Raw genomic sequence first — 23,039 nt, 5'->3', positions numbered from 1 at the left:
TCCCGCGGCCCAAACCGGAACGCTCTCTCACCGAGGTGGGAGAGCGTTCCGTTTTAGGGTCTGTTTTCTGCGAGAGGGACGCCTGACGGGGGGCGGGATGTGCTAGCGGGCTAGAAGAGTGCAACCTTCGGCGTCCGCGGGAAGATCTCATCCAGCTCCGCGCAGTCTTCCTGGGTAGGTACCCAGCACACAGCTTCGGCGTTTTCGCGGATCTGCTCCGGACGCGTGGCGCCCGCGATCACGCTGCCGACACCGGGCTGCGCGGCAAGCCAGGAGAAGGCCAGCTGCAATTCACTGATGTCCCGCTCCTTGGCGAACTGGCCGAAGCGACCCAGCTGGTCCCAATCGGCGTCGTCCACCAGGTTGGTGCGGGTGTGGCTCAAGCGGGAACCTTCAGGGGCCTTGCCCGCAGAGTACTTTCCGGTGAGCAGCCCGTTGGCCAAGGGGAAGTAAGGAAGGACGCCCAAGGAAAAGGCTCCCGCCGCGGGAAGCACCTCGAGTTCTGCGCGCCGGTCCAGGAGGTTGTAATGATTTTGCGTCGAGATGAAGCGCGCGCCCCCAAGCTGGCGCCCGACGTACTCCGCTTCAGCGATCTGCCAGCCGGCAAAGTTGGAATGGCCGATGTACCGCACCTTGCCGCTGGACACCAGGTCATCCAAGGCGGCCAGGGTCTCCTCGATGGGCGTCCGCGCGTCCGGGGTATGGAACTGGTAGAGATCGATCCACTCTGTGTCCAAGCGGCGGAGCGATGCTTCCACGGCCCTCACAATGTAGCGGCGCGAACCGCGGGCGTCGAAGTCGTTGCCGTTGACTCCACGCATGTCCATGCCTAACTTGGTGCCGATGACTACGTCGTCACGCCGGCCCTTGAGCGCCTTGCCCAACATGGCCTCGCTCAGTCCCGGCTCGCGGCCGTAGACATCGGCAACGTCAAAGAAGGTCACTCCGGCATCAAGCGCGGCATGGACAACGTCGTCCGTGCCCTCCTGGGACTCGGTGGGTGTATTGGCGCGTCCAAGATTGTTGCAGCCCAGCCCAACAGCTGAGACAGTCAATCCGGAATGGCCAAGGCGTCGGTATTCAGTCATGAAATCAGCCTAGCCGCCGCTGTAGGAGATTCCCGATTCCTCCATGGCATCCTCAAGCTGGGCGATGGCCACCGGCCCCATGCCGTGGAGCTTGGAGATTTTCACCTCTCCGAATTCCGCCAACTGCTCCAGGGTCTCAATTCCTTCGTGCGCCAAAGCCCGTCTCGCCGGTGCAGCGAGGCCCTTGGGCAGTGGTGTATGTCCGGGCCAGTTGCTCTTGGACGCCATGGAAGTCCCTCCTGGTGCGTTGGGGTGCTACTTAGAGAGTAAAGCCCACGCCCTGCTTGGGCGAGTGCTTCAGCCGGAAGGCGTCGGGCTCGCTGTGGGGCGCCGCAGCGATAGTGAGTTTGGTGAAGTCAAGGTCCTCACCACGAACACAGATCTTGATGGCATTCACGGCCTTGTTGACGTCCGGGCAGAGGCAGAAGATGTTCAAGTGGCCATTGCCTATTTCGGACCGGTCCACGATGCCCAACCCGCGCCATGCCAGTTCCCCTGTCAGGGCGGCCTTGGCTTTCCGTTCAAGATGACGGTCCCGCTCGGTGCCGTCCTTGGTCTTGAGGGCAATCTGGGCAACAACCCAGAACTGCTCCGACTCTGGAATCTCCGCGTATCCGTCTTCCTCGCACTGCGCAGCGAATGCCGACATCAGGCCCTCCACCGAGGATTCGTCCTCCACGCCGGTTTCGTCGGTTTTGCTCTGATGACCCACCACGCCGTGATTAATCACGAACTGCTGGTCCTCGTCGTCGTACCAGGCTTCCCGGAAGTGAAGTACTCCCTCATCGTCCCGCTTGTACGTGCGAATAATGCCGCTCATGCCCGTCCTTTTCTGAACCATTCGGCGCTGGTGCTGGCACCAGTGAGGTCGAACGGTGCTTTCATGGCCGCTACAGCCTCCAAGAGGGCGGCGCATTCCGTGCGCATAGCGGCCACTGTGTCGTGCGGATAGCCCATGGCCACCCGGTGCTGCTCAAACTCGTCTTCATCGTCAACAAACACACCGTGCCGGGTGGAACGGATCACGTCCAAGTCCATGTCGATCATGTGGAACTCCGTGACGCCGGGCCTGATGGTGTTCCAGTCGTGGGACGTGGCGAGGTCAACGTAAATGCGGAAGTCGCCCGGGTACGTATCGTCGTAAAAGGTCGCCACAAACTCGCCGGTCCTCGGGACCAGCAGGACAGCGTCCGAAGCAGTGTAGAAGGCTGCCCCTGGACGGGAACAGAACTCCCCCGCGCCCTGGAAAATCCACCAGCCGTGAAGGTCTTCGCCAAGATACCGGCCAGGCACCACCCAATGGGCTTTGCCGTTCCATTTCCTGTTCCTCGACACAACGAGGTCACCGGGCTGCAGTGCGCCCGGTCCGGGGTTATCCATCACAACGTGGGCAGACTGCCGGTGGTCGGGTGTTCCTGGCCTGGGAGGGGCCTCGCGAAGGGGACCTTGGTCCCCAGAACCTGGGCTACGACGTCGTGCGTTATCTTCTGGGCGGTGAGTCCAACGCGTTCCAGGACCTGGCTCCGGGAGCCGTGGACCAGGAACTCCACAGGCAAACCGACTTCATTAAGGGCCGTATCCACCCCCGCAGCACGCATCTCCTGCCGGATGCGGGAGCCAACACCACCGGCACGCACGCCGTCTTCAATGCAGATGACCAAGCGATGGCGGGCAGCGAGAGCAATGATCGATTTACGGACGGGAAGGACCCAACGGGGGTCCACTACCGTGGAACTGATGCCTTGGGCACCCAGCCGGCCGGCCACATCCAGCGCGAGCTCAGACATGGCGCCGACGCTGACGATGAGGACATCGTTTTCGGTGGATCCCTCGGGTCGGCGGGCAAGGATGTCAACGCCGTCGTGAAGCCGTTCAATCGCTTCAACTTCGGAACCGACGCTGCCTTTGGAGAACCGCACCACCGTGGGGGCGTCGTCAACCGCCACAGCCTCCCGCAATTCTTCCCGGAGCCTGGTGGCATCGCGGGGTGCGGCCAAATGGAGTCCCGGCACGATCTGGACCATCGCCATGTCCCACATGCCGTGGTGGCTGGGGCCGTCCGGGCCGGTGACGCCGGCCCGGTCCAGGACAATCGTGACGCCGGCCTTATGCAGGGCCACATCCATGAGGAGCTGGTCAAAGGCCCGGTTCAGGAAGGTGGCATAGACCGCCACCACGGGATGCAGGCCGCCGAAGGCCATGCCTGCAGCCGACGTGAGGGCGTGCTGCTCAGCGATGCCGACGTCGATGACGCGTTCCGGGTGCCGCTCAGCAAATTTGTGCAGGCCCACGGGGATCAGCATGGCGCCTGTAATGCCCACGATGTCCTCGCGCTCATCAGCGATGTCCGCGATCTCCTCAGCGAACACCGAGGTCCATGACCTCGCGCCAGGCATCTCCGTGGACTCGCCCGTTTCGGGGTCGATGATTCCCACGGCGTGGAATTGGTCTGCCTCGTTGGCCAGGGCCGGGGCATAACCGTGGCCCTTCTCGGTCATCGCGTGCACGATCACCGGGCCTCCGTAGGCCTTGGCGGTGTTCAGCGCATTCTCCATGGCCTGGAGACTGTGCCCGTCCACCGGACCGATGTACTTCATGCCCAGGTCCTCGAACATGCCTTGGGGAGCCCACCAGTCCTTGATGCCCTTCTTCATGGCGTGCAGGCTCTTGTAGGTGAATTGCCCGGCGGGACCGCCGTTCTGGAGCTTTTTCTTCCACCAGTCCAGCATCCGCTCGTACGCCGGAGTGGTGCGCAGGGAGTCGATGGTGGGGCGCAGTGAAGCGAGGTAGTCGGCAAAGCCGCCAACAGTGGGTGCGTAGGAACGGCCGTTGTCATTGACCACAATGACCACACGCCGCCGTTTGTCAGCGGCAATGTTATTGATGGCTTCCCATGTCATGCCACCGGTGAGTGCGCCATCGCCCACCACCGCGACGACGAACCGGTCACCTTCGCCGGTCAGCTGCCGGGCCCGTGAAATGCCGTCGGCCCAGGACAGGGAGGACGAGGCGTGGGAGCTCTCCACAATGTCGTGCTCTGATTCAGCGCGCTCCGGATAACCGGAGAGCCCACCCTGCTGGCGGAGGGTGCTGAAATCCTGGCGGCCGGTAAGCAGCTTGTGCACGTAGGACTGATGCCCGGTGTCGAAGACAATGCTGTCCCGCGGGGACTCGAAAATCCGGTGGACGGCCAGGGTGAGTTCAACGACACCAAGGTTTGGGCCCAGGTGTCCGCCTGTCGCGGCTACGTTGGTGATCAGGAATTCCCTGATTTCGCCGGCCAGTTGTTCCAGCTCGGTGCCGGACAGTTTGGCCAGGTCCTGTGGATCCTTGACGGTTTCCAAAAGTCCCAACGGCCCTCCTTAGGGTGAATGACGTGCTTGTTAACTTTAGCGCGTGCCCGGGCCTGCGCGTTTCCCACCGCGACGATCCGCATCGCGGCGGGACCAGGACGCCAACAGCCCCGGCTGGTCAGGCGACCAGCCGGGGCTGTCTGGCATCAGGATCAGCCGGAAACCGGCCGACTGGCTATGCGGAGATCTGGCGCAGCACGTACTGCAGGATGCCGCCGTTGCGGTAGTAGTCCGCTTCACCCGGGGTATCGATGCGCAGAACCGCGTCGAAGGACTTGACGGTACCGTCCTCTGCCGTAGCCGTCACTTTGAGCGTCTTCGGCGTGGTGCCGTTGTTCAGCTCGGTGACGCCTTCAACTGCGAACGTTTCCGTACCGGTCAGGCCCAGGGTTGCTGCCGACTCGCCTGCGGGGTACTGCAGCGGGAGGACGCCCATGCCGATCAGGTTGGAGCGGTGGATACGCTCGTAGCTCTCGGCGATGACGGCCTTGACGCCCAGGAGCGCGGTGCCCTTTGCAGCCCAGTCACGGGAAGAACCCGAACCGTATTCCTTGCCTGCCAGCACCACCAGCGGCGTTCCCGCTGCCTGGTAGTTCTGGGCGGCGTCGTACACGTACGCCTGCGGAGCACCTTCCTGGCTGAAGTCGCGGGTGAAGCCACCCTCGACACCGTCCAGGAGCTGGTTCTTGATGCGGATGTTGGCGAACGTGCCGCGGATCATGACTTCGTGGTTGCCACGGCGCGAACCGTAGGAGTTGAAGTCCTTGCGCTCCACGCCGTTGGCCAGGAGGTACTGGCCTGCAGGGGTGTCCGACTTGAACGAGCCAGCCGGGGAGATGTGGTCCGTGGTGACGGAGTCGCCGAGCTTCAGGAGGACGCGGGCGCCCTCGATGTCCTTGACGGGGTCCGGCTGTGCCTTCATGCCCTCGAAGTATGGGGGCTTCCGCACGTAGGTGGAGTCCTCGGCCCATGCGAAGGTGTCGCCTGCAGGGGTATCGAGGGCCTTCCAACGGTCGTCGCCGTCGAAGACGCCTTCGTAACCCTTGGCGAACATGGCCTCGTCGATGGAGGAGTCGATGACTTCCTGCACCTCCGTGGGGTTCGGCCAGATGTCCTTCAGGAAGACCGCGTTGCCTTCCGAGTCGGTGCCCAGGGCATCGGTGTCGAAATCGAAGTCCATGGAACCGGCCAGGGCGTAGGCGATGACCAGCGGCGGCGACGCCAGGTAGTTCATCTTCACGTCCGGGTTGATGCGGCCTTCGAAGTTGCGGTTGCCGGAGAGGACTGCGGTGACGGAAAGATCGTTGGCCTGGATAGCCTCGGAGATTTCAGGCTCCAGCGGACCGGAGTTACCGATACAGGTGGCGCAACCGTAACCGACGATGTAGAAGCCGAGCTTCTCCAGGTACGGCGTGAGGCCGGACTTTTCGTAGTAGTCAGTGACCACCTTGGAGCCGGGGGCAACAGAGGTCTTGACCCACGGCTTGGACGTCAGCCCCTTGTCCACGGCGTTGCGTGCCAGGAGGGCAGCAGCAAGCATCACAGACGGGTTGGACGTGTTGGTGCAGGACGTGATCGATGCGATCGACACTGCACCATGGTCCAGCTCGAATTCGCGTCCGTCGGCAGTCTTGACCTTGACCGGCGACGACGGGCGGCCATGCGCACCGTTGGCGGCGGAGTAAACGCGCTCCGTCTCCGTGGTGTGCGAGTCAGCATGAGTGAACGACGGCGCGTCCGACGCCGGGAAGGACTCGTCCAGCGACTCGTCAACGCTGCCGTCTTCGATGGCCACGTAGTTGTGGATGTCCTTACGGAACTGCTCCTTGGCGTCCGTGAGCTCAATGCGGTCCTGGGGACGCTTGGGGCCGGAAATGGAAGGAACAACCGTGGACAGGTCCAACTCAAGGAACTCGGAGAAGCGCAGTTCGCGGGAGGGATCGTGCCAGAGGCCCTGTTCCTTGCTGTACGCCTCCACGAGGGCGACGTTTGCTTCGGAACGGCCGGTCAGGCGCAGGTACTCCAGGGTGACGTCGTCGATGGGGAACATGGCAGCCGTGGAACCGAATTCCGGGCTCATGTTGCCGATGGTGGCGCGGTTGGCCAACGGCACAGCGGCAACGCCTTCACCGTAGAACTCAACGAACTTGCCAACAACACCGTGCTTGCGCAGCATTTCGGTGATGGTCAGGACGACGTCGGTGGCGGTAGCGCCGGCCGGGATGCTGCCCTTGAGCTTGAAGCCCACTACGCGGGGGATCAGCATGGAAACGGGCTGGCCAAGCATTGCTGCCTCGGCTTCGATGCCGCCGACGCCCCAACCCAGGATGCCCAGGCCGTTGACCATGGTGGTGTGCGAGTCAGTGCCCACACAGGTGTCGGGGTAGGCACGAAGAACGCCGTCTACCTCGCGGGTCATCACGGTGCGTGCCAGGTACTCGATGTTGACCTGGTGGACAATACCGGTTCCCGGCGGGACAACTTTGAAGTCGTCGAACGCGGTCTGGCCCCAGCGAAGGAACTGGTAGCGCTCACCATTGCGCTGGTATTCGATCTCCATGTTGCGCTCCAGTGCGCCGGAGTTACCGAAGGCGTCGATCTGGACGGAGTGGTCGATGACCATTTCTGCAGGCGCCAAGGGGTTGACGCGCTTGGGATCGCCGCCGAGTTCCTTGACTGCTTCGCGCATGGTGGCGAGGTCAACGACGCAGGGAACACCAGTGAAGTCCTGCATGATGACACGTGCCGGGGTGAACTGGATTTCCGTATCGGGCTCCGCATTGGGATCCCAACCGGCCAGGGCGCGGACATGGTCCGCCGTAATATTGGCGCCATCCTCAGTCCGCAGGAGGTTTTCAAGCAATACCTTAAGGCTGAACGGAAGGCTGTCTGCGCCCTCTACGGAGTTCAACCGGAAAATTTCATAATCGGTGCCGGCTACATTCAGTACGCCTTTGGAACCGAAGCTGTCCACAGTGCTCATGGCAGGACTCCTCTCGCAACAGTTTCATCTTTGTCGCGTGGTTGGCCGCTAGCCAGTTAGGCGCACCTTACTTAGCCGGGCGGCATCTCTCGTGGTCACCCCGGTCCGCGGCGATGATTCCAGCGAAGCGGGGCTACTACGCCCATCGTAGTGGCATCCGCCCCAAGAGTGGCATGTCGCCACCCAAACCCGGCGCCGCCCGCCGCACTGCGGCGGGCGGGCGACACTCCGGCTAGGCGGAAGGGACGATCAAGCCCACTGTTTCGAGGTGGTGGGTATGGGGGTAGAGATCGAAGGCCCGCAGTGACTCCAGGCGCCAACCTCCCTGATGGAAGTAACCCAGATCACGCGCAAAGGAAGCAGGATCGCAGGACACATAGGCGATTGCGCGGGGACCAGTGGCCATCAATTGCTTGACCACAGCCTTTCCGGCTCCGGCCCGCGGTGGATCCAGCACCACGGAATCGAAGCTCCGGGCACTCTGGTGCAGCACGCGTTCCACCCGCCCTTGGACGATTTCCACCTGCGGCTCACCGTGCAGGTTCTTACGTGCGTCGCGGCTCGCGCCGGGGGCACCCTCCACCGAGAGCACCGATCCAGTGACACCCACGGCGTCGGCCAGCGGTGCCGTGAACAGCCCGGCACCGGCGTAGAGGTCGGCAACTGCGGCGCCCGGCTGCAAGTACCCGCCATGCGAAAGATAGTCCGTCACAGCGCCCACGAGCGTTTCCGGTGCATTCTTGTGGATCTGCCAGAAACCCTCGCCGGTGACCCGGTACTCGTGGCCGGCCGCGGTCTCCTGCACCCAGGTTCTCCCCCGGAGCTGCAGGACCTCTCCCTTGCTGGGGTCGAAGCTGGCGACCGACACGTCATGCGGCAACTGCAACAGAATGCTGTGCACCCTCTTGGGGCTCGTCCCCTCCTCCGGCGCCAGCAGTATCAGGGGCCTGGATCCATTGGCCGGGACCGCAACCTCGACGCGGGCGATGCCCGAGAGGTCAAGGTCCCACAGCTTCAGGTCGTTCAGTCCCGGGAGCGCCAACGGCATCTCCTTGATGGGAAGCACCACGTCCGAGCGGTGGGCGTGCATGCCCAACCGCCCCTTGGAGGTCACGGCAAAGCCGGCGCGTGTGCGCCAGCCGAGGCCGTCGTCGTTATGGTCCCCCACGGCTTCCACCTCTGTGGCGAGGTCAAGCCCGGCAAGCCGTTTGAGTTGTTCAGCCAGCACCTCGGCTTTCAGGGCACGCTGGTGCTCCAGCGAAATATGCCCGAGCTCGGCGCCGCCAACCGGCGGCCCGCCACGGCGCCAGGAGGCCTGGGAATCCGCTGCCCTCCAAAAGTGCGGGACCCGGTGGGGCGAAGCGTCAAGGACTTCGACGACGTCGGCCCGCCAGAAGCGCGACGAGTCACCGGAGTCAGTCAACCGGATACGGACCTTCTCCCCCGGGATGGCGTGCCGGACGAAGATGACGCGCCCTTCGTGCCGCGCGACGAAGTGCCCTCCGTGGGCTATGGGACCAATGTCAACGACCAGTTCAGTACCGGATGCCCCTTGGTGGTCATTGGCGGGGTGATCGGTGTGGGAGGAATTGCTGTGGGAGGTCATTTAGGTATCCTGCAGTGCCTTTGCTTCTTCGGAGGATTTCAGCTGCCACGGAACGCTGGCAACCATGACTCCAGGTTCAAAGTGGAGCCTCGTCTTGATTCTGAGTGCTGTCTGGTTATGGACCAGTTGTTCCCACCATTTGCCCACGACATATTCGGGGATGTAAACCACGATCAAGTCCCGCGGCGAATCACGGCGCATGTTCTTGATGTAATCCATGATGGGTGTCACGGTCTCGCGGTACGGGCTGGCCAGGACGGTCAGGGGAACCGGAATTTCCAGTTTCTCCCAATCCCGGACGGTGTGTTCGGTCTCCTCGGTATTGATGTCCACGGTAATTGCGTCAAGGCGTGAAGGCCTCGACGCCCTGGCATAGGCCAGTGCCCTCAGGACAGGCTTGCGTACGTGCGAGACAAGCAGTACCGCGTGGACACGGGTGGGCAACGCACGCGGGGACGAGTCCTCGTCAACGGCCAGTTCACGGGCCACATTGTCATAGTGGGCCCGGATGCTCCACATGATGAGGAAGAGGACAAACATCGCAAGCAAAGCGATCCAGGCACCTTGCTCGAACTTGGTGATCAAGACGATCACCAGGACCAATGCGGTCATGCCAAAGCCCAGCATGTTGATGGTTCGCGACTTGAAGATGCGGCGGCGGACAGCCTTGTCCCTTGCAAGCTTCAGCTCCCGGCCCCAGTGGCGGATCATCCCGAGCTGGCTGGCCGTGAACGAGATGAAGACACCCACGATATAAAGCTGAATCAGCTTGGTGACATCGGCATTGAACGCAAGGATGAGCACCAGGGCGCCGGCCGCCAGGGCGAGAACGCCGTTGCTGAAGGCAAGGCGGTCACCCCTGGTTCGGAGCTGGCGGGGAAGGTAACCGTCCTGGGCCAGGATGGAGCCAAGCACGGGAAAGCCGTTGAAGGCGGTGTTGGAGGCGAACACCAGGATCACACCCGTGGCAGCCACCACGACATAGAAAAGGATGGAGCCCGAGCCAAAGATGGTGTCCGCGATCTGGCTGATGGCAGGCGTCTGGATGTAGCCCTCCGGCAGGGGTTTGCCATCCACTAGGAACTCGCGCGCGGGGTCCAGGACAATGTGCACCTTGGTGGCGTTGGCAAGGTAGAGGATTCCGGCCAGCATGGAGGCCGCTATGACGCCCAACAGCAACAGGGTGCTGGCCGCATTCTTGCTCTTTGGTTTCCTGAAATTGGGAACGCCGTTGCTGATGGCCTCGACACCTGTGAGCGCCGCGGCCCCGGAGGAAAAGGCCCGCAGCAGCAGGAAAGCTCCGGCAAGGCCCACCAATCCCTCGTCGAAGCCTGGCTCCGGGACGATGGTGAAGTTGGCGGAGGGTGCCTCACCCAGTGTCCCGGTAGCTGCTTGGAAGATGCCGACCGCGGTCATGCCGAGGATGGACGCCATGAAGATATAGGTGGGGACAGCGAAGAGCGTCCCGGCTTCCCTGACCCCGCGGAGGTTGACCAACGCAAGGATGACCACGCCGATGGTGGCGATGAGTGCCTGTTGGCCGTGCAGCGAGGGAATGGCCGTAGTGAGGTAGGTGGCCGCCGAGGACATGGACACCGCCACTGTCAGCACGTAGTCCACCAGCAGGGCCGACGCCACCGTGAGCCCGGCATACTTGCCCAGGTTGACGCTGGCGATTTCGTAGTCGCCGCCGCCGGATGGATAGGCGTGGACATTTTGCCGGTAGGACGCCACCACTGTGAGCAAAACCACCATGACCGCGAGGCCGACAAGTGGAGAGAAGGCCACTGCGCTGACTCCGGCCAGGGCGAGTGTCAGCAGGATTTCGTCAGGGGCATAGGCAACCGAAGACAGCGCATCCGAGGCGAAGATCGGCAAAGCGATGCGTTTGGGCAACAAGGTGTGGGACAGGCGGTCGTTCCTGACTGGCCGGCCCACCAACACCCGCTTCGCAGCATTCAAAATTGTCAGCACTCCGCAAAGCTACTCTGAATCCCCATCGATGTCATGACGGTCGTTCGCAGGCGCAGCCACGCGGCACCGGTAAAGTCATACCGAGCGGGACGGACAGCACAGATAAAGGAGACATGGTGGCTCACTTCGTGATCATGGGTTGCGGCCGTGTTGGCGCAACCCTGGCACACACTTTGGAGGATGCCGGCCATTCGGTCGCCATCATCGACCAGGACGAGCGGGCCTTCCGCCGGTTGCGCAACACCTTTACCGGCCGCAAGGTCACCGGGGTGGGTTTCGACCGGGACACCCTTAAGCAGGCCGGCGTGGAAGAGGCCTACGCCTTCGCCGCCGTCTCCAGTGGCGACAACTCGAACATCCTGGCCACCCGGGTGGCCCGCGAGACCTTCCACGTTGCCCACGTCGTGGCACGGATCTACGATCCCGGCCGCGCCGAAATCTACCAGCGACTGGGCATCCCCACGGTGGCAGCCGTCCGCTGGAGCGCCGACCAGGTCCTTCGCCGCATTCTTCCGGAGCAGCATTTGGCCGGAGACTACCGTGAGCCTTCAGGCCGGCTCGTGCTGGCCGAAGTGGAGCTGCACGAGGATTGGATTGGGCACAGCCTCGCTTCGATCGAGGCGGCCTCGGGAATCCGCATCGCCTTCCTCACCCGGTTTGGTGAGGGCGTGCTCCCCCAGGCCGGCACGGCTTACCAGGAAGGCGATACGGTCCACGCGATGCTGAGCCTGGACAGAACGTCCGAGATCAGCCGGATCCTCGCCAAAGCACCCGCCAAGGAGTCTTAGTGAAAGTTGTCATTGTTGGCGCAGGAAGCGTCGGCTCGTCCATTGCCCGCGAACTTCTGGCCCACAAGCACCAGATACTGCTGATCGACCTCAAGCCCGAGGTCATTGGCCGCAGCGGACTGCGGGGCGCCCGCTGGTTGGTGGGAGACGCCTGTGAACTCAGCACCCTGCAGGACGCAAAACTTGAGGATGCCGACGTCGTGGTGTCAGCCACGGGCGACGACAAAGTCAACCTTGTGGTGTCCCTGCTGGCCAAGACCGAGTTTGGCGTGGGACGCACTGTGGGCCGTGTGAACAACCCCAAGAATGACTGGATGTTCAATGATTCCTGGGGCGTCGACGTCGCGGTGAACACCCCGCAGCTCATGACGGCATTGGTGGAAGAAGCCGTGGAAATCGGCGACATTGTCCGCCTCCTGACGCTCCAGACCGGTGTGGCCTCGATCGTCGAATTCACCGTCCCGCATGACTCCCATGTCATCGGCAGCACGGTCGGAGGGATCGACTGGCCGGAGGACGCAACACTGGTAGCCATCCTTCGCGACCAAGCGCCGATCACTCCTACCCGGGACGATGTCCTGGATGGCGGCGACGAGCTGTTCTTCGTCACCACCATCGCAGCCGAAGACGGCCTCCGGTCACTGTTGTCGCCAGGTTCCGACGACGGCGGCGAACCTCGTGGGGAAACGTCTTCGGCCGCGGATCAGTCCTCTGAGGACGACGGCTTCGACGGCTGAGGTGCAGGCTTGGTGAGCAGCCAGGCCACCCAGAGACCCAGGATGTACAGCGGGGCGCCCATCAGGAGCCTGGTGGTCGCCAACGCTGTCAGGCCGGCCTCACCCATGAAGTACAACGGCACCTGCACCACAAGGCGCAGTGCAAGAACCGCAACCACAATCCACGTTCCCAGTTTGTAAGCCCTGAGCCGTTCGGGATCCTTCCGCCACTCGAGGCCCTCATTGCGGACGAAACCAAAAAGAAGGCCCGCCACCGGCCATTTGAGGACAATGGAGAGCACCATGGCGGCGATGTAGGCGATATTGGTGAAGAAGCCCAGGACGTAGAAGTCCTCTGCCTTGCCCGTGGTATTGGCCAACCACGCGGAAATACCGACGCCCACCACACCGGCCAGCGCCTGGGTCAGGGGACGCCGTTGGATCAACCGGACCACGGTGAAAACCGCGGCGGCGGCCAAAGCCGCCACCAACGCCGGGGTCAGATCACGGGTCACGGTGAAAACCACCAGGAACACCAGTCCCGGAAGAATGCTCTCAGCGATTCCCTGCCATCCACCTGCGGACTTCAGCATGTCCACATGCCCAGCGCTGTTCCGGTGGAGGCCGGCTTTTTCGGCGTAGCCGGCAGCGAGATCGGACACGCTGGGGGCTTCTGCCGTCGGCTTGAGGGCATCATCCGGCGGTGACATCCTTTGATCGGGAACAGCGCCCCCGGTGTCCTTGGGTTCTGATCCATTGGACACGGTCATAGATGCTCCTGACGGGAAAGTATTTCGTAGCGTGGATTGAACATGGCCGGCAAACCGTCAAGCTGGGTCACCATGCCGTTCAGGCGAAGCTGCACACCGGCCTCGATGCCGGGAACGTGTGTCCTGCCGAGCCAAATGACGCGGAGACGGTCGTAGGGCTTCCGGATTCCACCTGCATTGATGGCGTGATGTGGTCCGGGACCCAGGGCGTCGACGACAACAGCGGAAAAGAATGGCTGATCGCTGGGCGGCTGATGCGTCACCGACTCGATGAAGCCGGTGCACACCGCCCTCCCCCGGGCAGGAAGATCACGGACTCCCTGCGTCCGGGGACGCTGGCCGGCTGTTCCTCCTCTGCCCGAAGTGTCAGCCAATCTGGGTGATCTCCGGCCCTCGTTCGGGCTGTTCCATGGCCGGTGCAGCCTGCGGAGCGCCGGCCTGTCCCGGCACGGCAGCGTCCTTGGGCAGGCGCAGCTGCAGCAATTCGCGGGGAGGCATCGGGTTGTCGCCGCGCACCACCACTACCCGGCGGAAAAGTTCTTCCAGCCCTGCTGCAGCGTCCCGCTCCAAGGCAGCCTGCCCGCCAAGGACGCCGCGGAGGAACCAGCGCGGACCGTCCACGCCCATGAAACGCGCGGCACGGAAACCACGGCTGCCATCGGCCGCTTCAGCGGGCAACTTGGCGACCAGCTCGGTACCAAAGGCTCCGGAAACCTCTTCGGTTTCCCCGCCCTGACTGGCCACGGACTGGGTGATCTGTTCCCGGATCTCATCCCACAAACCTTCTGACCGTGGAGCCGCAAACGCCTGAAGCTGCAGGCTGGAACCGTCCAGGTCCATGGTCACGGCCACCACACGCTGGGTGGCTTCTTCAACCTCAAGCCTCAACTGGAGACCTTCGGCTGGAGCGATCAGCAGCGCCCCGAGGTCCACGTAACCGTCACGGTCCTCGATCTCGTCTATATCCAAGGGGCCTTTGGCAAGCCGGAAATCACCGGGGGTGCCAAGCTGGCCCGATTGAGGACTTTGTGCCTCAGCACCGGATTCCTCGACAGTGCCGGCGGTGTCCGACCGCTCGTCCTTGGACTTCTTGCCGCGCCCAAAAAGCATTGGGTTTTCTCCTTAGTAGTGGTCTATCCCCAAGTAAACCGCACCCACGTTAAACCATGTAAAACCACGCCAAGGCGATGCCTCCGACGCAGCGAGGTCAGTGGTTTGCTGAGGGCTTCGGTGCGTTGAAGCCGCCTGTGGAACCGAAGCCGCCGGTTCCACGAACGGAATCGGACAGCTGGTCTACAGCCACGAACCGCGCGTACTCAACGCGCTGTATCACCATTTGTGCAATTCTATCGCCGCGCTTGAGGTCGATGGCGTGGTCTTGATCGGTATTCAGGAGCGTCACCGCGATCTCGCCCCGGTAGCCTGCGTCAACAGTGCCTGGAGCATTGACGACGGTCAGCCCATGCTTGGTGGCGAGCCCCGACCGCGGGTGGATAAGAGCCACGAAACCATTCGGCAGCGCTATCGAAACGCCCGTGGGAACAAGTTTCCGCTCACCGGGGGCGAGGTGTACGTCCTCGCGGGCCCGGAGGTCGGCTCCGGCATCTCCCGGGTGCGCGTACGACGGCGCTTCCAACCCGGCGTCGAGCATTTTCAGCTGGACTTCCAAGGTGGGGGCTCCGTAGGCCGCGGGGGTCTCACTGCCGTTGGCGGTTCCGGGGGCGGTGTCTGTGCTGAATACTGCCGTCTCATTGCTCACAGTGGTCCATTCTACTGGGAGCAGGAACCTGCGCACCCGGCCTGCCGGCCGCTGCCTTTGAGGGTGGACGCAGCACCAGCGCAGGGCCGGATAAGCTGGAGGCATGCCTACGCCTGACCAGTCCTCCCCCGTGCCTGCCCGGAACACCCCGACGTCATCGGAGGTTCTCTACACCGAGAAACTGTGGCCGTCAGTGTGGATTTGGGTTGTGGTGGTGGGCCTGTCCGGCGCCGGCATCCTGATGTTCGGCCCCATCAGCGCAGCAACGGGCATCATCGCGGCTTTGGTCCTGCTGGCCATCATGACCATCATGTTGGTGCTCTCAACACCCACGATTACGGTCACTCCCACCACGGTCCGGGTAGGCAGGGCCAGCATCGACCGGAAGTTCGTGGGATCCGTCCAGGCCTTCACCAAAGGCGAAGCCACCGCCGAGCGGGGTCCCCGGCTCAACGGACTCGCTTACATGTGCTTCCGTGGCTGGATCGACCCCGTGGTCAAGATTGAGATCACCGACCCCGCGGACCGGACTCCGTACTGGCTCGCCTCTTCCCGCCGGCCTGACGAACTGGTCTCGGCGCTCACCACCCCGCGGGACTGACAAGTCCCTGCGGGAACCCTGGGAACGCTGGTGTTCCTATCCTTCGCACTCCGTGCAGTACAAATGTCCGCCACGCTCGGTGGCGATTTGGGACTTGTGCTTCACCAGGAAGCAATTGAAGCAGGTGAACTCGTCCGGTTGGGGTGGCATGACCTGGATCAGGAGTTCTTCGCCGGACAAATCAGCACCGGGCAACTCGAAGCCGTCGGCAAGGTCCGACTCATCGACGTCCACGGCGGAAGATTGCTTCCCCGACTGGTGCGTCTTGAGTTCTTCCAGGGAATCCTCGCTGACGTCTTCCTCGGTCTTTCGAGGGGCATCGTAATCGGTGGCCATGGTCCTTCCTAGTCCTCCCTGTCTGCAGTGGGTTCTCGCCGGTCCGGCGGCCATCGCCACCGGGGTAAGGATGCAACGCTGCACGCCTCGGATTTGTGCCCGGTATCGGCCAGATTGTCCTCTTCCCGCCCACGAATGTCCATAGCCCCCAATCGTTGCCAAAAAGCACCGAAAGAACTCCTCGCAGGGCCGGTTTCACCGGAATATCACGGCACGCCCTCCCTCCTAGTAGGAAAAGACCCCGGCGGGTGGCAGAGTTTCGAATGTCAGTTATGCCATGTGGTGGAGGGTGTTATGCAGGATCTACGACTGGTAGGCGTCCACGACGACGGCGGGCATCTGCTTTTGAGCGGCCCCGGCGGTGCGATGTTCCAGCTTCCGATCGACGAGGCCTTGAGGTCAGCGGCGAGCCGGACCCCTGCCCAAGTGGCGGCCCGCGCCGCCAACACAGCCATTGCCATGTCCCCGCGCGACATCCAATCCAGGATCCGCAGTGGGGCCACCGCGGCCGAAGTGGCCGAGCTGTCCGGGCTGCCCCTCGCCAACGTCCAACGCTACGAAGGCCCTGTCCTCGCAGAGCGTGAGTACGTAGCCAGGCAGGCACGCAACATTGAGGTTGCTGCCCCTGCCCCCGGGCACGACGCCTACCGTTCGGCCTTCGGCGACAACCCGGCCACGCTGGGTGAAATGGTAGACCACAGGCTCGCTGCCCACGGCATCGATTCGGCCACGGTGGAATGGGACTCGTGGCGCCGTACGGACGGTTCCTGGACCGTCGTCGCACGCTTCGAAACGGTACCGGGCACCCACGGCAGCATCGGTGAGGAACCTCCTGCCATGTGGACCTTCAGCCCGCAGCGCAAGTCCCTTCAGAACGCCAACCGCTGGGCCCAACAACTCAGCGAGCTGGAGCCACTGGATGGACCCGTCCCGGCGCGCAGGCTCGCTGCCGTCTCGGACCGGCCTTTCGATTTCGAAACCGATGCTGAGACAGCCGCCCGCGCGTCCGCCAAGGAATCGGACAGCCTCCTGGAAATGCTGCGTTCGCGGCGGGGTCAGCGCCTGGGCGTGGACGAAGACGGAGACGACGCCTTGGCGGTGCTGCTGAGCAACGTTCCCGCAGCCCACCCGCGGCCCGGAAGCGAGCACGAAGACCTCGAAGAAAACGACGCTGCAGATCCCGAACCGGCTCCGGCCGTCGCGGAGGAACCTGCACGTAAAGACGGGCGCCCTTCCATGCTCTCGCGGCTGAGCCTGGCTCCGCGGCACTTTGAACCCCACGACGAAGATGAAGACGATTCCCTGAAGCTGCACCACGGCGTCAGCACGGAAACGCGGGAGATCACGGTGGTAGCCGGCCCGCTGCGACCCGTCACTTCACTCACAGGGCGCAAACCTGCCGGGCTTGACGAACTCCTGGGTGGCAACAGCACTGTCCGAAACACGGACTCTCCGCGGGAGGAATCTCCTGAAGATCATCGGGACATCGAAACCCTTGCTGATGATTCCAAGAACCCCGGGGACTCCGCGGGCCGCAAGGACCCCGATGCCCCCGCAGAACGCCAACCGTCACGGCCAAAGCGGTCCAGCATTCCCAGCTGGGACGAGATTGTCTTTGGAGCTCGCGGAGACTGATTCCACAAGCTAGCTGTGGCGGAGCTCCCCGGCGCCCGGCCAGAGGCAAGCGTCAATGTCGAAAGGGAGCGGCTGGTCCGCCCCTGCCATCAGGTTGGCACCATGCACCGTGACGCGCCGCATGTAGTGGCGGCGGCATAATGTCTCGTAACCCACCGAAGCCTCACGGCCTTCGACGCCGGCCTCCGGACTGCCTTCTACGTGCTCGCCCCCGGTGGCTGGTGCCACGTCACCCACCATCACCTGCTTGCCTTCCACCACCATGATGCCATTCACCGTCCGGGCATTCTGAGTTGCCCGGCGCCCGCACCAGCACAGTGCTTCCACTTGCAGCACTTGGACCTTATCGGCCAGCTCAATGAGGCGCTGTGACCCAGGAAACAGCCGGGTGCGGAAGTCCGAGGTGATGCCAAAGGCGAAGACGTCCACCTCCATCTCATCCACCACACGTGCCAACTGCTCCACTTGGGCGGGTGTATAGAACTGCGCTTCATCGCAAATAAGGTAGTCCACGCGGAGTCCGCTGGTGCGGCGGACCACAACTTCGTCCCAGAAGTCGGTGTCACCCTCCACCTCAACGGCGTCGATGTGGAGTCCCAACCTGCTGGAGATGGTGGAGTATCCGGCGCGGTCGTTGCAGCTGAAGCGAACACCTCCGCGGCCCCTTGCGCGGTGGTTGTGGTCCATCTGGAGGGCAAGGGTGGACTTGCCGCAGTCCATGGTGCCTGAGAAGAAGACCAGTTCAGCCACGTTTGCCCTTCTTGCCGGCAGCAGCGAAGCACACCAAGGGAACTTCGCGCTCGGCTTTGGTCAGCGAACCGTGCTGGCCCACTACCTCCAGGGAAGCGGGGCGGGCACGGCGGGTGTCATAGAGTGCCAGGGTATCGCGGGCTGCGATCATGACATCGCCAATGCGCGGCGCAACCTCGGGGCGGACAGCACCGAACAATCCGGCGTCCATGGCCTGGTTCCGCGTGAAAGCCCAGATCCTCTCACCGAAGCGATGACGCCAGGCTGCGAGCAGGGCTTCGCGATGCTCCGCGGTGGCATCGGGTTCAAGGTACAGGTGCACCATGCGCGGCTCCCCTGCAGTGTGCCTGACTCCTGCCACCAAGGATTCATCGGCGGAGTAGTCGAGTCTCTGGGATTCGGGAACGTCCACCATGCCGTGGTCACCGGTCAACAGGATGGTGGTACCTGCCGGGAGAGTTGAGGAGAGCCGTTTGACCGCGGAATCCAGTTCTTCGAGTTGATGCTCCCAACGGTCCGACTGGCAGCCATGGCGGTGGCCCGCTTTGTCCAGCTCATTGAGGTAGAAGTACATCAGGGAACGTCCGCCACCGGACATTGCTTCCGCGGCCGCGGCCGTCCGCGCATGCAGCGTAGTGCCGCCAATAAACCTGCTCCCCCGCAGTGCGGCCTGCGTCATGGGCGAGTTACCGAATTGAGGCAGGCTGACGGTCACCACGTCCAGTTCCTCGGCCAGTCGTTCAAAGACGGTGGAGTGGGGCTGCCACTCCACAGGATCCACCTGTGAATCCCAGTTGCCCAGGAGGTTCACTACCTTGTCCTGCGCTGGATCCAGGACGTCGTATCCCACCATGCCATGTTGTCCGGCGGGCAAGCCGGTGCCCAGGCTCGCCAGGGAGGCTGCCGTGGTGCTGGGGAATGCTGAGTCGATCCACTGCGGGACGTTACCCTGTCCTTCGGCCAGGACTGAGCGGAGGAAGGGCGTGTGGGAGGCCTTCTGTTTGAGCAGGTTGCGGCCCAAACCATCGGCGAGGACCACGCAGATACGCTGGGATGCCGGCACCTGCAAGTGGTTGGTGAACCCGGGCACTCCGAGAGCAGCGGCGGAACTCGTGAAGACTTCCGCGATCGACTTGCTCCCGAACAGCGGGGCCGAGGGGAGATCGGCTGCGTCGTGGGTCACCGGGGACGAGGTCTGCGCGGCGTCCCTCAACGCTGGTGTCCGCGGCTCAAGCGGTTGCTGAAGACACCCGAACGCGGCCGCGGAGCGGGGATGCCCGTGTGCTGGACGGGAGCCGGATTTCCTGTATTAACGGCACGCAGGGCGCGGGCAAAGAGCTTGGCATCCTGGACGGCCTGCAGACCATCCGCTTCGGCGCTGATGCGCAGCACGATGTCTTCCTGGGCAATGGTGCCGCTGTACCCATGATCTGCCTCGCACTGGGGGTCTCCGCAGCTCGCCGGTCCCATGTCCAAACGCTGGCCTCCGGACCAGGCAATGGAGACAGTGAGCTCCCGTACAGGATCGGAGGGCTTGTAGTTCTGGGGCTGGGAGTACATGTAGCTGAGGACCACCGAGCGGATTTGGGCCACTGGGACCGACTCCGTAGAGATCTGGGCAACAATTTGCTCGCCGGCTTCATCAAGCTGCTGGTCGTCAACATGGGTGATGACCAGCATGTCTTCGGTGAGCACCAGGACAGTGATGTGCCTGCGGACCTCGGCGCGGTCAAAGTGCGTCTCCAAGTGCACCAAATGGGAAAGGCACTCCCGGCCGTCCAGGGCGTCATCGACGACGTCCGCCACGAGCCGCGGATAAAACCCCGCCTGCTGCAATGCCTGGTCCAGGCTCTGCCCCTGCGAGCTGTGGTTATGCGCGGTGTGGTGCCCGGTGTTGGACGGGCGTGATTGAGGCGTCGGAGACTGGGTGCTCATTCCCCCATTTTCACAGATCGGTTGATGACTTCCTAACCGCGCGGTCCACCCTGTGGCTAACTTCGCATCGCACGCCGCGCGCTGTCAGTCCGCTGTGCGGCGTTGCCAATCCAGACCTCGGCACCCAGGATCGTGGCGCCCGAGGGACCGGCCAGGACGGGGTTGAATTCCACCAGCGCAATTCCCGGGTGATCGTCCTTCAGCTTCGCAAGCCTGGCCGCTATGTCCTCCAGGGAAGCCACATCCACCGCAGGCAGTCCCTGATAACCAAAGAGTTTCCTTGAGGCGCGCGGTGAGCGGATGACGTCATGCAAGTCCGCAGCCGAGAGCGGAGGTACCCGGTGGGCCCAGTCGTCCAGCAGGTTCACGGCATCACCGGCCAACCCAAAGGAGAGAACGGGCCCCAGCAACGGATCCTCAATGGCCCGGAAAGTGCAGGCCTGTCCCACCGGAGCCATGGCCTGGACCTCAAGGGACGGCGATCCATATGGTTCCAAGGCCCGGCGCATTTGTGCAACGTTCAGGCGCAGCGATTCCGCGTCCTGGATGTCCAACCGCACCCCGCCCAGATCCAGCCGGTGCCGGAGGGCTGGGTCGGTGGTTTTCAGGACCACAGGCCAACCCACCGCGTCGGCCGCCTGCACGGCTTCGTCCGGTGTCCCGAATCCAAGCGTGGGCACCACGTCGATTCCGTAGCCGGCAAGCAGCGCCGCGGCAGCCCCGGCGTCGAGCTTCCTGAGTTTCTCGCCGGTAACACCGGCCAGCATCGCCGTCAGCGTTTCCCGGGTGCCCTCCACGTCGCAGCCGTCCGGTTCAACGAACAGTCCTTGGTCCCTGTCGCGCCATTGCGCATAGCCAACAATGGCCGCCAAGGCAGCCACGGCGGCGCCCGCATTGGAAAAACACGGAAGCACAGGCTTCCCCGCGGAACCCACCATGCCCTCCACGTGGACCGAGGGGTCCAGAATTCCCGTGAACGCGGCAACAACGGGTTTCCCGGCCTCTGCGGCACATTCCGCGAGGACACCGGCCAACGCCTCCACCGTGAGTCCCCTCGCGGGAAGGAGTGCGGCAATCACAGCGTGGACGGAGTGATCGGCCAGACTTTCCATGAGGCTGGTCCGCAGTGCCGGGAGCGCAAGCGACATACCGGCGTCGAGGTCAACGTCAGTGACCAGCCGGTTCACCTCCAGTCCGAGCGGACCCGCGGTGTCGGAAACTACTTTGCCCAAGGCCACGGAATTGGAATAGACGGCAACCCCGGGGCCTTGTGGCAGCGCCTGGGATGACACGATCTGGGCGATGTCCATGAGCTGCTCAATGGTTTCCACTCGGATGACGCCTGCTTGGCGCATCATGGCGTCCACTGCGGCAGCGGGGGCTTGGGTGGTCCGCACTTCGTGCCCCGGCGGCAGGCTGAGGCCCGTCACATCGGACTTTGCGACGATCACAGGCTTGCTCCGCGACAACCGGCGGGCCAGGCGGGAGAACTTACGGGGGTTGCCGATGGATTCCAAGTACAGGCCCACTGCGGAGGTGTCGGCGTCGTCCTCCCAGTACTGCATGGCATCGTTGCCGGAAACGTCGGCACGGTTTCCCGCCGAGAGGAAGGAGGACAACCCGAGCCTGCGGCGGCTGGCGGCGGCGTAGACAGCAACGCCCACAGCAGCAGATTGGCTGAACAGGCCCAAACTTCCCCTGGGCGGCATGGTGGGCGCCATGGACGCGTTGAGGGATACGGCCGGGTGGGTGTTCAGTATTCCGAGGGACTCGGGGCCGATCACCCGCATCCCGTTGGCCCGGGCACGACGCACCAGTTCGTGCTGGCGTGCCAGGCCCCGCTCGCCGTCGTCGGCAAATCCTGCAGTTGCCACTACGATGCCCTTGACGCCGGCAGCAGCGCAATCGTCCACCACCTTGGGTACTTCTTCGTAAGGAACAGCGATGATGGCCAACTGCACAGGTCCAGGTATTTCCGACAACTTGCCGAAGGAGACCATGCCGGCAAGTTCAAAAGCCTCAGGGTTCACCGCGTAGACCGGGCCCTTGAACCCGCCCTCAATGATGTGTTCGAGCAATTGGTAGCCAATGGTCCCCCACTTGCGGCTGGCGCCGATAACAGCCACCGACGACGGCGACAGCAGGTCGCGCACGCTGCGGGCCTCGGCGCGGTGCTCACGGGATTCCATGACGGCCCGCGACTTCTCCGTGGGGTCGATGTTGAACTCGACGCTCACCACGCCATCGTCGAATTGCCGGGTGAGGTCGTAGCCGGCGTCGGCAAAGACCATCAGCATCTTCCGGTTGTCCGGCAGGACCTCGGCAGTGAAACGCCGGATGCCGTTTTCGCGGGCGGCAACGGCCAGGTGCTCCAGGAGGATCGAGCCGATCCCGCGGCCCTGATGGGCATCTGAGATATTGAAGGCGACTTCAGCCTCGTCCGGGTCATCCAGCCGGTCGTAACGGCCGATGCCCATGATCTCCCCGCCGATGGTAATGACGAAGGCCACCCGGTTGATGTGGTCCACTTCGGTGAACCGCCGCACTTCCTTGCCGGAGAGCCGGGGTTTGAAGGAAAAGAACCGCATGTAGATCGACGCCTGCGATTGGCCCGCATGGAAGGCTTGCAGGGCATCGGCGTCCTCGGGCCGGATGGGGCGAAGGTGGGCGGTTCCGCCGTCGCGCAGGACGACATCAGCCTCCCAATATTCCGGATAAATGCCGACGCCGGGCTGATCCACCATA

Annotated in this window: 21 protein-coding genes; 4 read left to right on the top strand and 17 right to left on the bottom strand. The window is 63.4% G+C overall.

All coding sequences use genetic code 11. The features are described 5' to 3' along the window. Window positions 1-110: 110 nt before the first annotated feature. The 8 genes from WBN73_RS17585 to WBN73_RS17550 all read right to left on the bottom strand — a co-directional run bounded on the left by WBN73_RS17585 (window position 111) and on the right by WBN73_RS17550 (window position 11,004). A complete protein-coding gene (locus tag WBN73_RS17585) occupies window positions 111-1,088 on the bottom strand; it encodes an aldo/keto reductase (RefSeq protein WP_337340929.1) in 978 nt (325 codons plus the stop codon). A 9-nt stretch (window positions 1,089-1,097) separates the two neighbouring features. After that, window positions 1,098-1,316 (bottom strand): hypothetical protein, encoded by a 219-nt coding sequence (locus tag WBN73_RS17580; RefSeq protein WP_207597183.1) that lies wholly within the window; start codon window positions 1,314-1,316, stop codon window positions 1,098-1,100. A 31-nt stretch (window positions 1,317-1,347) separates the two neighbouring features. Then, entirely contained in the window at window positions 1,348-1,908 is a 561-nt protein-coding gene (locus WBN73_RS17575) for a hypothetical protein (RefSeq protein WP_207597182.1), read from the bottom strand. After that, window positions 1,905-2,468, bottom strand: coding sequence for a DUF402 domain-containing protein (locus WBN73_RS17570; protein ID WP_337340930.1), 564 nt, complete (start codon window positions 2,466-2,468; stop codon window positions 1,905-1,907). The genes WBN73_RS17575 and WBN73_RS17570 overlap by 4 nt, the downstream gene beginning before the upstream one ends. Continuing rightward, window positions 2,468-4,441 carry a 1-deoxy-D-xylulose-5-phosphate synthase gene (gene dxs, locus WBN73_RS17565; protein WP_207597180.1) on the bottom strand — a complete coding sequence of 658 codons (1,974 nt, stop codon included), beginning with the start codon at window positions 4,439-4,441 and terminating at the stop codon, window positions 2,468-2,470. Before dxs ends, WBN73_RS17570 begins: the two co-directional genes overlap by 1 nt. Window positions 4,442-4,616: 175 nt before the next feature. Further along, window positions 4,617-7,424, bottom strand: a complete 2,808-nt coding sequence (acnA, locus tag WBN73_RS17560; protein ID WP_337340931.1) for an aconitate hydratase AcnA — start codon at window positions 7,422-7,424, stop codon at window positions 4,617-4,619. Window positions 7,425-7,656: 232 nt separating this feature from the next. After that, the gene (locus WBN73_RS17555) at window positions 7,657-9,030 is read right to left on the bottom strand and encodes a class I SAM-dependent RNA methyltransferase (protein WP_337340932.1); all 1,374 of its coding nucleotides are present in this window, start codon (window positions 9,028-9,030) and stop codon (window positions 7,657-7,659) included. Further along, window positions 9,031-11,004, bottom strand: coding sequence for an APC family permease (locus WBN73_RS17550; protein WP_207597177.1), 1,974 nt, complete (start codon window positions 11,002-11,004; stop codon window positions 9,031-9,033). It abuts the gene before it with no gap. A gap of 116 nt (window positions 11,005-11,120) precedes the next feature. On the opposite strand from WBN73_RS17550, the gene WBN73_RS17545 reads away from it, so the two are divergent. After that, a complete protein-coding gene (locus tag WBN73_RS17545) occupies window positions 11,121-11,792 on the top strand; it encodes a potassium channel family protein (protein WP_207597534.1) in 672 nt (223 codons plus the stop codon). After that, window positions 11,792-12,529, top strand: coding sequence for a potassium channel family protein (locus WBN73_RS17540; protein WP_207597176.1), 738 nt, complete (start codon window positions 11,792-11,794; stop codon window positions 12,527-12,529). Before WBN73_RS17545 ends, WBN73_RS17540 begins: the two co-directional genes overlap by 1 nt. Here WBN73_RS17540 and WBN73_RS17535 read toward each other — a convergent pair. From WBN73_RS17535 to dut, 4 genes are all read right to left on the bottom strand, one after another. After that, window positions 12,496-13,278, bottom strand: coding sequence for a DUF3159 domain-containing protein (locus WBN73_RS17535; protein ID WP_207597175.1), 783 nt, complete (start codon window positions 13,276-13,278; stop codon window positions 12,496-12,498). The two genes, WBN73_RS17540 and WBN73_RS17535, sit on opposite strands and share 34 nt — an antisense overlap. Next, window positions 13,275-13,652 carry a hypothetical protein gene (locus WBN73_RS17530; protein ID WP_242703577.1) on the bottom strand — a complete coding sequence of 126 codons (378 nt, stop codon included), beginning with the start codon at window positions 13,650-13,652 and terminating at the stop codon, window positions 13,275-13,277. The genes WBN73_RS17535 and WBN73_RS17530 overlap by 4 nt, the downstream gene beginning before the upstream one ends. Then, window positions 13,645-14,388 (bottom strand): DUF3710 domain-containing protein, encoded by a 744-nt coding sequence (locus WBN73_RS17525; protein WP_207597174.1) that lies wholly within the window; start codon window positions 14,386-14,388, stop codon window positions 13,645-13,647. The genes WBN73_RS17530 and WBN73_RS17525 overlap by 8 nt, the downstream gene beginning before the upstream one ends. A 97-nt stretch (window positions 14,389-14,485) precedes the next feature. After that, window positions 14,486-15,037, bottom strand: coding sequence for a dUTP diphosphatase (gene dut / locus WBN73_RS17520; protein WP_207597173.1), 552 nt, complete (start codon window positions 15,035-15,037; stop codon window positions 14,486-14,488). A 103-nt stretch (window positions 15,038-15,140) separates the two neighbouring features. On the opposite strand from dut, the gene WBN73_RS17515 reads away from it, so the two are divergent. Continuing rightward, window positions 15,141-15,638 (top strand): DUF3093 domain-containing protein, encoded by a 498-nt coding sequence (locus WBN73_RS17515; protein ID WP_198318398.1) that lies wholly within the window; start codon window positions 15,141-15,143, stop codon window positions 15,636-15,638. A gap of 36 nt (window positions 15,639-15,674) precedes the next feature. On the opposite strand, the gene WBN73_RS17510 is transcribed toward WBN73_RS17515, so the two are convergent. Further along, window positions 15,675-15,974 (bottom strand): DUF4193 domain-containing protein, encoded by a 300-nt coding sequence (locus WBN73_RS17510; RefSeq protein ID WP_207597172.1) that lies wholly within the window; start codon window positions 15,972-15,974, stop codon window positions 15,675-15,677. A gap of 294 nt (window positions 15,975-16,268) precedes the next feature. Between WBN73_RS17510 and sepH the strand changes: the two genes are divergently transcribed. Next, window positions 16,269-17,609 (top strand): septation protein SepH, encoded by a 1,341-nt coding sequence (gene sepH, locus WBN73_RS17505; protein WP_337340933.1) that lies wholly within the window; start codon window positions 16,269-16,271, stop codon window positions 17,607-17,609. Window positions 17,610-17,618: 9 nt separating this feature from the next. Here sepH and WBN73_RS17500 read toward each other — a convergent pair whose 3' ends face one another. The 4 genes from WBN73_RS17500 to WBN73_RS17485 are packed head-to-tail and all read right to left on the bottom strand — an operon-like array spanning window position 17,619 to window position 23,038. Further along, entirely contained in the window at window positions 17,619-18,359 is a 741-nt protein-coding gene (locus tag WBN73_RS17500; protein ID WP_207597170.1) for a thymidine kinase, read from the bottom strand. Further along, entirely contained in the window at window positions 18,352-19,542 is a 1,191-nt protein-coding gene (locus tag WBN73_RS17495; protein ID WP_207597169.1) for an alkaline phosphatase family protein, read from the bottom strand. The genes WBN73_RS17500 and WBN73_RS17495 overlap by 8 nt, the downstream gene beginning before the upstream one ends. A 26-nt stretch (window positions 19,543-19,568) precedes the next feature. Continuing rightward, a complete protein-coding gene (locus WBN73_RS17490) occupies window positions 19,569-20,294 on the bottom strand; it encodes a DUF5998 family protein (protein WP_207597168.1) in 726 nt (241 codons plus the stop codon). A 56-nt stretch (window positions 20,295-20,350) separates the two neighbouring features. Beyond that, on the bottom strand, window positions 20,351-23,038 hold the full coding sequence (locus WBN73_RS17485) for a bifunctional acetate--CoA ligase family protein/GNAT family N-acetyltransferase (RefSeq protein ID WP_337340934.1): 2,688 nt from the start codon (window positions 23,036-23,038) through the stop codon (window positions 20,351-20,353). Window position 23,039: the final 1 nt, after the last annotated feature.

Origin of the sequence: Paenarthrobacter sp. CCNWLY172, from assembly GCF_037402035.1 — a bacterium.
In the GTDB taxonomy this organism is placed as follows: Bacteria; Actinomycetota; Actinomycetes; order Actinomycetales; family Micrococcaceae; genus Arthrobacter.
Note: the sequence above shows the minus strand (reverse complement) of the source record. Positions and strands in the feature narration are given on the sequence as shown.